Below are 11,868 nucleotides of genomic sequence, written 5' to 3'. Positions count from 1 at the left end.
TCTGCACCGCTATCTGTCCAAAGCCTTCGATCATCACAGCGGTGTTGTCAACATAAAGGTACACATCAAATACGTGCAATACTATTGCAAACCTTTTTTCAGACAAAGGGTGCACGTTCCTGTAGCAAAAAATCGCACCTCATCGATTTTCACGGATGCGTCAAGGCCAGAAGGCAATTGAATAGTAGTACCGCATGTTGTTTCCTTACAATGCTTGCAATAAAAATGTAAATGCCGATCTTGATGTTTCTCTGCTGTACAAGTTTCTCCGCACAATTTGTATTTGGATGTATTGTTTTCCGAAATGCGGTGTACAATTCCCCGCTCTTCAAATGTTTTCAACGTACGATATATCGTTACGCGATCAGCCACCTGAAAAGCGCGTTCAATTTCCGATAGGGATAGCGCTATGTCGTGCTGCATAAGCACTTCATAGACTAAAATGCGCATCGTTGTTGGCTTGGTGTGCTTTTGGATAAGCTTGTCTTCTATTTCCTTTTTCATCCTGTTACTTCGTCTTAGTGTCCATGATCATGCCCGCCGGTGTTGTTCATTTTCGCAAGGATAAAAAACGCATTCTTCGTAACGATTCTCGCTCCGACAGGGATTGCGCGTACGGGTGTTATTGCGGTATAGCCCATGTCGGAAACCCCTTTCGTAACCTCCATTTTTTCGAAGTTTATTCGTCCCGAATCTGCTTTGCTATCCTCATGGCTGTGTGCATGTCCTTCGCCATCCGTGTGCACATGTCCCTCTTCGTCGTGATGTTCTTCGCCTTCTTTGCCGGTCTGAACAAATACGTAAAACTTACCATCGGCTTCGACAATGGCCTCATTCGGAACAGCATCCAGAAGCACGTCCTTCAGGCCTACGGAGCCAATGGTATTCATCCCATCAATCAACCCTTGTTTATCACCTACCACCGCGCAATGTACAGCAACCGATTTACTTTCGTTTTCGAATGAAGCGCCAATCGTGAACACTTTGGCGGTATAGGTTGTCGTCGGATTATTTGTCAATGTAAAATGAACCAGTTGGCCGACTTTGATGTGGGGCAGATCTTTCTCGAAGACCTGTAGATCTAAATGAATCAAACTATTGTCCACGACTTCGACTACCGGAGCAGCCACATCCACATAACTTCCTATTTTTGCAAACACATTGCTCACGGTCCCGCTGATCGGGCTGACCACCGATAACGTGGATCGTAAATTACCGTTAGCCAAGGAAGACGGATCGATCCCCATAAGCTGTATTTGCTGTTGCAGTGATGACTTTCTTGTCCGAAGCGCATTCACCTCCGTATTGGCGGCTTGCAAGTTTTTACGTGCTCCAGCATTCCCTTCGTTAAGTTCGCGTTGCCGTTGCAATTCCTGTTCGGCGAGTACGATCCGACTATTCACGGTGAGGTATTCTTCCTGCACCTGGATAAACTGTGGGTTAGCTACCGTAGCCACCACTTGCCCTCTACGCACCTGATCTCCGAGTTGTACCCGTAACGTTTTCACGACCCCGCCATACAGCGGCGTTACATTCGCCTTATTGTGGTTCGGCACGCTCAACACGCCATTTGCCTTAATAGTCGCGGTTAAATTTTTCCGTTCGATGTTGCCAAAACGGATATCGACCGCAGCCATCTGTTCCGCTGTCAGTGATGTAACGGTCGATTCTTCTTCTTCCTGCACGTGGCTTTCTTTTCCCTCCTGTTCCACACGTTCTTTACCGCTATGGTTGTGTCCATCTCCTTCCGAGTGAGATGGTCCGCATGCCGTCCATAGTAGCGTACACGACAGCACTGTAAATATATAGTTGAATCCCTTCATGTTGTTGACTATTTATTCGTAAAATAATGGAATTGAATGGCCGATTGATTATATACATTCAAGACATCCAGGTAATTCTGGCGAATACCGATCGCCTGGCTCAAAAATTGACTCAATTCGGCAAAACCGATTTCGCCCGTTGAGTAGCTTAGCGTGGCCGCTTGCATAATTTCATCGGCCTGCTGGAGTCCAGACGATTCGTAAAATGCCAGCAAAGCCATATTCTTTTCAATTTCCGCTGCTGCATTCCGTTGTTGCGTTTGCCATTCCAATTTCTTGAACTGGAATGTCTGTTCTTCGACCTCCCGTGCTGCACGCGCTGCCTTCACTTTATTTTTAGTTGTATTCCAATTAAATAACGGAAAAGACGCCGTCACCGAGAAACCGGTAAAAGGGTCCTTCGCTCCCCACAAACGTTGCGAGAAAAAACGTCCGGAAAAATCAGGGCCATTGCTATTTCGCTGCACGGCAATATTTTTTTCGGCAATACGGATATTCTGTTGCTGCAGATCCAGTGCCGGATGACCATCTCCCCCCTCTCCTATATTGACCTCCACCTTTCCGAGCGAAGACGCTAAGGGCAAAATCCATTCAGGCTGATTTAACAACATCATGAGCTGTTGTTGTTGAACCAGCATTTCCTTCTTGTTCTGTTCCATCTGCGCACGCAGCTCATTTGCCTTCGCTTCAGCCGCTATTTTGTCTAAAGCAGCCACATCTCCCGTGCGGAACCGAAGATTTGTCGCTTTAGACAACGATAAGTAAATGCTATCCAACTGTTCATATAACGCCTGCCGATCCTGTAAATACCACAATTGATAATACGCCGCCCGAACATCTCGAATAATAGTTGCCTCTAACAACTGCTTATTCATCTGTGCATACACCAACTGCTCCTGCAGGTACGCACGGCGCGCGGCATACAATCCCGGCCAGGCGATTTCTTGGGAGACGCCAATCTTTAAGATCCCGGCATGATCCGAAGGCCTAAAATCTTCGTTCTCCACAAAAACGCCCGTTTTCGGAATATCTGTAGCCGTTTTACCCGCAAAGGTTGCACGTTGTACTTCGGCTTCATTTATCTTGAATTGCTGATTGCGCTGCAAGGCGACCTCCAAAGCCGTTTCAATGGGCATGCGTTTCTGTGCCCATCCGGGTGATATGCCCAACAACACACCGATCAAGATCATCATCGTTGCTTTCATAGATTTTCCTTTTTTAAAACTAAACCGTCCCTGAACAATCATATACAACAGGGGCAAGACAAACAAGGTTAGAAAAGTAGCTGTCGTCAGTCCACCGATCACCACCGTTGCCAACGGTTTCTGCACCTCTGCTCCTGCGCTACTGCTCACCGCCATCGGCAAAAAACCGAAGGACGCGACCAATGCCGTCATCAGTACCGGCCGCAACCGGATTTGCGTTCCTCGTTTTACCCGTTCGAGCACATCCGTGATGCCCTCTTTTTCTAGTTGATTGAATGTTCCGATCAGCACAATACCATTCAATACCGCTACCCCAAACAAGGCGATAAACCCGATACCCGCACTGATGCTGAAGGGCATGTCACGGACCAGAAGAGCGAAGACCCCACCAATCGCACTCATCGGAATCGCTGTAAAAATAAGGATAGCCTGTTTTACCGAATGGAACGTGAAATAAAGTAACATAAAGATGAGCAATAGCGATATTGGTACCGCAATCAATAAGCGGGCACTGGCCTTCTGTAAGTTTTCAAACTGTCCCCCATATGTAAAGTAGTAGCCCGACGGTAATGTTACCTGATTTTCTAACCGCTCTTGGATATCGTTGACGACACTTTGCACATCGCGGCCCGCCACATTGAAGCCAATCACGATACGTCGTTTTCCTGCTTCCCGGCTTATTTGTGCTGGGCCTAGCTTGTAGGCGACTGTAGCCAATTGAGATAACGGGACCTGTACCCCGGTTGCTGTCGGTATCATCAGGTTGTTCACATCCGCTATGCTGCTCCGTGCGGCACTATCCAATCGGACAACCAAATCAAAACGACGTTCGTTTTCGTACACCTGTCCTGCTCGCTTTCCAGCAAAAGCGGTGCTGACTACATCATTGACGGCCGAGATGCTGACCCCATAGTTTGCTATTCGTGTGCGATCGTAGGTGATATTAATTTGCGGCAACCCGCTTACGCGCTCTACCTGTGGGCTCGTTGTACCTTCCACCGATTGAACGACCCGACTGACCTGTTCAGCATATACGGCCAACGTATCCATGTTTTCGCCAAAAATCTTCACGGCTACATCCTGTCTAATCCCTGTCATCAGTTCGTTAAAGCGCATCTGAATAGGCTGGTTTTTTTCGAAGAACACGCCGGGAATAACCTCCAATTTTTCCATGATCGCATCAGCCAGTTCGTTGTAACTGCGTCCGGATGTCCACTCACTTTCCGGCTTCAACACCACCATCATATCTGTTGCCTCCGGAGGCATTGGATCCGTGGGTACTTCGGCCGCGCCCGTTTTGCCGACCACCATGTCCACCTCGTCAAATTCTTTGATAATGCGGGACGCCTTCATTGATGTTTCTATACTTTGACTCAAGGAGCTCCCTTGAGGAAGGATGCAGTGAAAAGCAAAATCCCCCTCCTGCAACTGCGGAATAAATTCTCCGCCCAAGCGACTGAACAGCAATACGGCAAGAGCAAATACCGCTACAGTAGCCGTAACGATCAGGTATTTCATCCGGATTGCTTTCTGCAGCAAAGGCTGGTACACCTGTTGTAACCGATCGATCAGTCGATCGCTGAATGTCTTTTTCGAGCTATTTTTCTTCGGTAAAAATAAAGCACACATCATTGGGATATATGTCAGTGAAAGAATGAGCGCACCCAAAATGGCGAAACCAACAGTTTTCGCCATTGGCGTGAACATTTTCCCCTCTACGCCCACGAGCGTCAATATCGGTATGTAGACGATCAAAATAATGATTTCGCCAAATGCGGCACTTGTCCGTATTTTAGACGCCGACTCAAAAACCTCGTCATCCATTTGCTGCTGCGTCAGTCGTTCGGTGGATTTACGTAGCCCCAGATGATGCAAGGTAGCTTCTACCACGATTACTGCCCCATCCACGATCAGCCCAAAATCGATCGCGCCTAAACTCATTAAATTTGCGCTAACGCCAAACACATTCATCATACCCAGCGCAAACAGCAGTGATAACGGAATTGCAGAGGCCACAATCAGTCCGGCGCGGAGGTTCCCCAAGAAAACCACCAGTACGAAAATAACGATTAGTGCCCCTTCAATAAGATTTTTCTCGACCGTACTGATTGCACGCCCCACTAGATCTGTCCGGTCCAAATACGGCTCGATGACGACATCCTCGGGCAGCGATTTCTGAATGGTAGGCAACTTCTCTTTTATGCGTTTAACCACCTCATTGCTGTTTTCGCCCTTTAGCATCATAACCACTCCCCCCACGGCATCCACCTCCCCATTGTAGGTTAATGCGCCATAGCGCACCGCACTTCCGAACCGAACATCGGCCACATCTTTTACATACACCGGTATGGCCCCCGACATCTTGACAGCAATGTTGCCGACATCTTCCAGGGAGGTCACGAGCCCGATACCCCGGATAAAATAGGCATTGGGTTTCTTATCGATATAGGCACCTCCCGTATTCTGATTGTTGTTCTCCAGGGCAGCAAATATTTCGGGGATGCTTACGTTCATCGCTTTCAATCGATCTGGATTGACCGCCACTTCATATTGTTTCAGTTCTCCACCAAAACTGTTTACCTCGGCGATACCCGGCGTTCCGTAAAGCTGCCGGGCGACAATCCAGTCCTGCATGGCGCGGAGGTCTTTCGCATTGTATTTTGCTTCGCTGCCTTTCTTTGGGTGAATGATATACTGATATACCTCGCCCAATCCCGTACTCACCGGTGCCATCTCTGGGGAACCGATCCCTTCGGGGATATCTTCTACCGCTTCCTTTAGCTGTTCGTTGATGAGCTGTCTCGCAAAGTAGATGTCGACGTCTTCTTCAAAAACAACGGTAATCACGGAAAGTCCAAACCGGGATATACTACGAATTTCCTCCACCCTGGGGACGTTCGCGATGCTTTGCTCGATAGGGAAAGTAACCAATTGTTCCACCTCTTGACCGGCCAACGTCGGACAGGAAGTAAAAATCTGCACCTGGTTATTGGTGATGTCGGGAACCGCATCGATCGGTAATTTCGTTGCACTCCACGCCCCCCAAATAATCAAGAGTAAAGTCATTAATCCGATAATGATCTTGTTCTTAATACTAAATTTGATAATATGATCTAACACAACATGTCTTGTTAATAAGCGAATCATCCGCTTTCCATGAACATCGAAGATGTCTTGAAAAACAGATCTAAAGAAAATCAGCCATAAACCGTCCATCGATAAAACGCTGATCAGCAGTTTCCATCGATGTGAACGATATACGATACGAATTTATGCGTTGATTTTTGGCGGTTGCCAAATACTTGAGGGGTATTCAGGGATAATGGATAAAGTCTCTATACCTTGTGTTACCGATAACAGGATCGATAGCGGCGCATCGAGTGTCGGATGGAGAACATCAACTGACGTGATCGTGGCACTGCAACACGAACAACAACAAAGTGGAGAACAACCATCATTCCGTGTATGCTCGTGCTCGTGTTTCTGTTGACTGGTCGGTTCGATATGCTGATCGGCGAAACGCGTATCCATATCGCTGCAAGGGATCAGCAGAAGTCCCAGCAGGTAAACAGCTAATATCGTTGTCAACCATCTCATTCAGAGCAAATCTAGAAAATAAAACAACGCAACGGTATTGCAAAAGAAAAATATACAGAAAAAGTTTACGAACCACTTGACTGGACGAGAGGCGTCAACCATTGCGGCGCTGGTATAGAAATTCACGCCACGAAATCCGTCCCTCCCGATGTGCTGGACATAGATTGATACCACTACGAAATAGTGCATACCGCGGTCCGTCTAGCGGTTTCGTTTCCCAGGAGAGCGGCATCTGATAGCTTTCCAGATACTGCTTGAACATGGTTTCCAACGTGATTATTTCGGGGCCTCCGAAATCTGGGGCGAGCCCTGAGGGTCCGGCGGCGGCCATGGAGATCAACCTGTCGGCCACCTCCGTACAATCAACCGACTGGAAACGTAATCCCGAAGGGATACAACTTTCGCTACCTGCATCAGCAAGATGCATCTCGATAAATGCCTCGACGAAGTGATGGAATTGTGTTGTCCGGAGTATACTGAACGGGTAGCCACTGTTGGCCAGTTGCCGTTCTACGGCCCACTTCGCTTGATAATAGGGGTACGTACTTTGATCGACACCAACCATAGAAATATAAATGATGTGGGGCTTCTCGCCGGTGGGGATTGCGGCAAGCAATTTCATCGTCCCTTCGATATCCACGGATTGAAAATCACGCGGATTACTGGCACAATGGATAATGGTCTGACTTCCGTGGATAGCGTCGGCAAGTCCCGTTCCGCGTGCCAAGTCGCCATGATATACCGTTACGTGATCGAGATCCACGGTATCCGTGCGGGATGTTAAGATCGCTATCTCCTTGTCGTGACGGTCTATCCGAGAGGCAATCAATCTGCCTAAAGCTCCGGTTCCGCCGGTTATCAACACCTTACTCATGCCATTTCAGTTTATGTACGAAACAAAGATAAGGTTTATTTCCGTTTGACCCGGGCAGCGCCATCGTATTCGTCCAAGAACTGCACGCGACAGGCGCGCCTACACGCGTCGGACTATGCCAGCCGCACACCATCGCCTATTTAACTCTGTTGCTTGATCTCTCCTAAATGCTCCACATCCCGTAAATCAAAAGGCGTTTCCTGATATACAAAATAATTCAGCCAATTGTTGAAAAGCAAATTTGCATGGCTCGCCCAGCGTACCAGCGGTGGATTTACCGGGTTGTTATGGGCATAATAATTTTGTGGCATGGCGATCGTTAATCCTTTTTCTACATCCCGCATATATTCTTCGTGCAGGGTTAAAGGCGCATACTCCGAATGCCCTGTCAAATAAAACTCCCTTCCTCCCCTTGAGGAAACAATAGCCACTCCAGCATCGTCCGATTCGGATAAGATTGTTATCTTTTCCTTTTCGGCAAGATCCGTTTTTAATATGGTGGTATGCCGGCTGTGCGGGATAAAAAATTCATCATCAAAACCGCGGAAGAGCGGATGCCCTTTTTCCACGGCCGTATGTTTAAATACCCCGAACAATTTCTCTTGCAAAGGCACCTTTTCCACGCCGTAAAAATGATAAAGCGCCGCCTGCGATGCCCAGCAAATATAAAGCGTGGAAGTCACATGGCGCTGTGCCCAATCGAAAATCATCTTGATCTCCTCCCAATAGGTCACCTCCTCGAATTTGATCATCTCTACCGGAGCACCTGTGATAATCATTCCATCGTAATAATTATCTGTCACCTCGCCAAAGCCTTTATAAAATAACTCTAAATGTTCTTCCGATGTATTTTTGGGTGTATGGGTGTCTAACCGAAGGAATTCCACTTCAACCTGTAATGGGTTGTTTGACAACAGCCGAATAAAATCCGTCTCGGTTGTGATTTTGATCGGCATCAAGTTCAGTATGAGCACACGAAGCGGACGAATATCCTGGGCATCAGCACGTAGATCGTTCATCACAAAAATATTCTCCTTCTTTAAAAGCTCTATCGCTGGCAGATTATCGGGTATTTTGACTGGCACGGTTTCTCCTCCTTCAATGGTATACGGGCACAAAAATACGAAGAATTAATGGGAAGTAAAAGATAGACGATGTGAACCTACGGCATAAAACCCTCCTGCAACGGTCTCTGTCGCCAATCACGAACCCGTACGCATAATTTTCTCCAGTTTTCTTCCCTTGGCCAGCTCATCCACCACTTTGTCCAAGTACCTGACTTGCTGCGTCAATGGGTTCTCTATATCTTCAATGCGGTATCCGCAAATCATGCCTGTTATCGACGTCGCATTCGGATGCAGTGTGGCCCGTTGAAAAAAGGTTTCGAATGTCACCTTTTCTGCAATCAGTTTTTCCAATGCTGCGTCATCGAAGCCTGTCAACCATTGGATGACTGCATGCAGTTCTTCCTTTGTTCTCCCCTTTTTTTCCACTTTTGTCACATAATGGGGATAAACCGATGCGAAAGTCATTTGCGCGATACGTTGATCATGTTTGTCCATATTTTCCATAACATTCTTCATTTTTAAACGCTCCTATAAATTTATTAAATATCTTCAGAAAATCCAGATCATAAAAAAATACCGGTTTCCAAGGATAGATATCCTCCAGATCCGAAGTACCTTTGATGGGAAGAAAAAAACAACTCCCGGAGCATCATCTAGGCTTTCTGTGCGCACAACTTGGCTGTGGTTAGCGATCTCACGGGGACGTGTATAACCGTTCATTCGACTTTGACATGGCACATCGACTCTATGTTTATAATGTAGACAGCAAAACAAACACCTACTACGAGACCTACCTGGGGGAATGGAAGTACGAAATACCGCACTTGCTCTATCCTTTGTTTGTCGGGGATCCCCGACATCGAAAAGCAGAGCTCGTCTTCGATCTGCACACAGGTATTGAAAAACTGGAGCGGTTTTACGACCTGCTGGAGCAACAGTATGAACTTAGCCGTGACGATGATTTCCAGTTGGCCAAAGAGAAAATATTCGCCCTGTTGCGTGGCTTGCCTTACGACCGGTTGCACATCGACGCCACCGACGTATTTAACATGAACGAAGAACGCCATGAAGAGCAGGCAAAAAGCTGGGTGCAGGAGATGCGTGACTATGCCGGCATCGTAGACACAACCTTGGCAACACAGCGTCTTGAACCGCTGCAGGACGTATTGCAGCGGACGTACAGAGACCTTTCCTTTTTAGATCTCTTGCGAACCGATTGGATCCACTACGGCTTAGGCTATTGGAATGAAGAGTTGTATGGAGATGGCTACACAGAAGTCTTCGAAGAACAGGGGAAATTCGGCATCAACGATCGGCAAGGCGCGCTGTTGACCAGCGCATTATACGATGATATTTATGCCTTTAGCCGTTCCGGTTACGCCGTTGTACGGCAAGCAGAGGCCTTCGGCTATTTAACAAATAAGGGCGTGCTCGCCGTACCGTGCGCATGGGACGATGCCTTTGATGTCGATACCATCGACTGTGTTTCGTATGTCCAGGATATAGATTACTACGCTATCGTGGATCAAGCCTATCTGCAGACCCTTCCCGAGCAACGGGCCTTTCAGGTCGGCATCGTCACCAAAGATGGAAAACAAGGCGTTTTGGATGTGGAACAAAACCGACTGCTTTTGCCCGCAGATTATAGCTCCATCGACCATATCGCGCTTGGACTTTACAATGTGAAAGACGAAGGAGGCTTCCGGGTGCTCAACCTCAAAAACGAGATTCTAATCACAGACCGATCAGACGCACCGTACGAAATAGCGTATCCATACCTGCTCTACACGAAAACAAAAAGTACATCAAAACACCGTTATTACACCCTTCATGGCGTCTATTTGGGCGAATTTTTGGAAGACAGTCTCGATTTTATCGGTCATGGATATTTCGCCAGTAGCGCCAACAAACTGCAGAAGAAGATTTCGCTCATCGATCCACAGGGTCAGGTTTTCCTGGAGCACGTAGATCAGCTGATAGGAGGCACATTTGAGAACTATAGCGGCTTTGCCATCCGCAAAAACAAACAGTGGCTGATGTTCGATACCAAAGCACAGGCCTTTCGTCTAGTCGATACATCCATCGAACAGGTCCGTGTTGAACGCTTTGCGTGTGACCAGCCCAATACCTTTTTCCTGCGTGTACAAGGACAATGGGGGTACTATCATCTTACCCAGGATCGGTGGATTATTGCGCCCTCCCCAGCGCACCGGCAGATCCACTATTGCTACCATGGCTATTTTCGAATAACGCAAACGGATCAAACCATGGTCGTTTACGACGACCACACGGGTAGTCTCAGTGAACCCTTCGATTACGTGCACCGGTCGATTGACGATTCCGTGTCCCTACTCTATGTTTACCGGAACGGCAAACTGCTGTCCGTTGACCTGTCCCGACAACTGCACGAAATGACCATCCCTGAGATGGCCGATATGCATGAAAATTATCATCAACTCGACCAGGCGGACCAAGCCTATTTCATGGCTCACTACCAGAAGCTGGAACAACAGCTCGGCGAACATTTCTACCACGAATGGGATACGGGCCATCTGAACCGGCAAGCGCGTCGATGCGAACGCGCCGGCCAACCGGAAAAAGCCCTGCTCTTGTACCGCCTTGCTGCCGAGCGGGGGAATGCAGAAGCGCAGTTTAACCTCGCCTCGGCCTATTTAGACGAGGAGGAATATGCGGAAGCGATACCTTGGTACGAACAAGCCGCGGAGAACGATTATGGCATGGCTTGGAACGACATCGGTTACCTGTACCAAAACGGGTTTGGCTACGAGCAGAACATCGAGAAGGCACTTTTCTGCTATACCCGTGCGGGCGATCTCGGAAATGGAATGGGCTACGTCAATGCAGGCGATTTATATTACTACGGCGAATATGTGGTCCAGGACTATGATAAAGCGTTGGATTTCTACCTGCGCGCGCGGAAGCTCTATCAGTTCAAAGATGACCACATAGCTGAAATTTACTACCAGCAGCGGGCTATGGACAAACTGATCAAGTGGTTGAAAAAAGATAAGCAAAAAAGTTTTTCCGATATCTATTACGGAATTCTTTACGACCAAGGGTTGGAAGTGCCGCAAGACACGAAGAAAGCGATCAAACATTACGAGGCCGCATTGCGGGTGGCGGCCTATCCCCACGCCTTTGCGCGGTTGATGTTTTTCTATGGAGAAGATCCCGTATGGAAAAACCCGAGCATGTATCGTAAATGGTTGGCCTGGGGCGAGAAAAACGACCTGTCGGGTTCCGGGTAGCCGGCATCGCCAAAAAAAACCGTATATTTCGGT

8 protein-coding genes are annotated in these 11,868 nt (G+C 47.8%); 1 reads left to right on the top strand and 7 read right to left on the bottom strand.

The features are described from left to right. Positions 1 to 81: 81 nt before the first annotated feature. The 7 genes from ACFSR5_RS02100 to ACFSR5_RS02070 all read right to left on the bottom strand — a co-directional run bounded on the left by ACFSR5_RS02100 (position 82) and on the right by ACFSR5_RS02070 (position 9,082). Entirely contained in the window at positions 82 to 504 is a 423-nt protein-coding gene (locus ACFSR5_RS02100; protein WP_380900215.1) for a Fur family transcriptional regulator, read from the bottom strand. A gap of 14 nt (positions 505 to 518) precedes the next feature. Next, positions 519 to 1,823 (bottom strand): efflux RND transporter periplasmic adaptor subunit, encoded by a 1,305-nt coding sequence (locus ACFSR5_RS02095; RefSeq protein ID WP_380900213.1) that lies wholly within the window; start codon positions 1,821 to 1,823, stop codon positions 519 to 521. Positions 1,824 to 1,831: 8 nt separating this feature from the next. Continuing rightward, complete coding sequence (locus ACFSR5_RS02090; protein ID WP_380900211.1) at positions 1,832 to 6,148, bottom strand: CusA/CzcA family heavy metal efflux RND transporter; 4,317 nt, start codon at positions 6,146 to 6,148, stop codon at positions 1,832 to 1,834. Between the two features lie 150 nt (positions 6,149 to 6,298). Beyond that, complete coding sequence (locus ACFSR5_RS02085; protein WP_380900209.1) at positions 6,299 to 6,625, bottom strand: DUF6660 family protein; 327 nt, start codon at positions 6,623 to 6,625, stop codon at positions 6,299 to 6,301. A gap of 94 nt (positions 6,626 to 6,719) precedes the next feature. Next, the gene (locus ACFSR5_RS02080; RefSeq protein WP_380900207.1) at positions 6,720 to 7,499 is read right to left on the bottom strand and encodes an SDR family oxidoreductase; all 780 of its coding nucleotides are present in this window, start codon (positions 7,497 to 7,499) and stop codon (positions 6,720 to 6,722) included. A gap of 140 nt (positions 7,500 to 7,639) precedes the next feature. Further along, positions 7,640 to 8,584 (bottom strand): homoserine O-acetyltransferase MetA, encoded by a 945-nt coding sequence (gene metA / locus ACFSR5_RS02075; protein ID WP_380900205.1) that lies wholly within the window; start codon positions 8,582 to 8,584, stop codon positions 7,640 to 7,642. Between the two features lie 117 nt (positions 8,585 to 8,701). Then, positions 8,702 to 9,082, bottom strand: a complete 381-nt coding sequence (locus tag ACFSR5_RS02070; RefSeq protein WP_380900203.1) for a DUF2200 domain-containing protein — start codon at positions 9,080 to 9,082, stop codon at positions 8,702 to 8,704. Between the two features lie 215 nt (positions 9,083 to 9,297). Here ACFSR5_RS02070 and ACFSR5_RS02065 point away from each other — a divergent pair, with 215 nt between their 5' ends. Continuing rightward, a complete protein-coding gene (locus ACFSR5_RS02065) occupies positions 9,298 to 11,835 on the top strand; it encodes a tetratricopeptide repeat protein (RefSeq protein WP_380900201.1) in 2,538 nt (845 codons plus the stop codon). The last annotated feature ends 33 nt before the right edge of the window (positions 11,836 to 11,868 follow it).

The sequence above is a fragment of the Sphingobacterium suaedae genome, from assembly GCF_042684625.1.
Classification (GTDB): Bacteria; Bacteroidota; Bacteroidia; order Sphingobacteriales; family Sphingobacteriaceae; genus Sphingobacterium; species Sphingobacterium suaedae.
This window is presented reverse-complemented; position numbering and strand designations above follow the sequence as displayed.

Bases quoted from the DNA above. Each gene is read 5' to 3' on its own strand.
- ACFSR5_RS02065 (WP_380900201.1), top strand. From the start codon at position 9,298: ATGGCACATCGACTCTATGTTTATAATGTAGACAGCAAAACAAACACC.
- ACFSR5_RS02095 (WP_380900213.1), bottom strand. From the start codon at position 1,823: ATGAAGGGATTCAACTATATATTTACAGTGCTGTCGTGTACGCTACTA.
- ACFSR5_RS02080 (WP_380900207.1), bottom strand. From the start codon at position 7,499: ATGAGTAAGGTGTTGATAACCGGCGGAACCGGAGCTTTAGGCAGATTG.
- ACFSR5_RS02085 (WP_380900209.1), bottom strand. From the start codon at position 6,625: ATGAGATGGTTGACAACGATATTAGCTGTTTACCTGCTGGGACTTCTG.
- ACFSR5_RS02070 (WP_380900203.1), bottom strand. From the start codon at position 9,082: ATGAAGAATGTTATGGAAAATATGGACAAACATGATCAACGTATCGCG.
- ACFSR5_RS02100 (WP_380900215.1), bottom strand. From the start codon at position 504: ATGAAAAAGGAAATAGAAGACAAGCTTATCCAAAAGCACACCAAGCCA.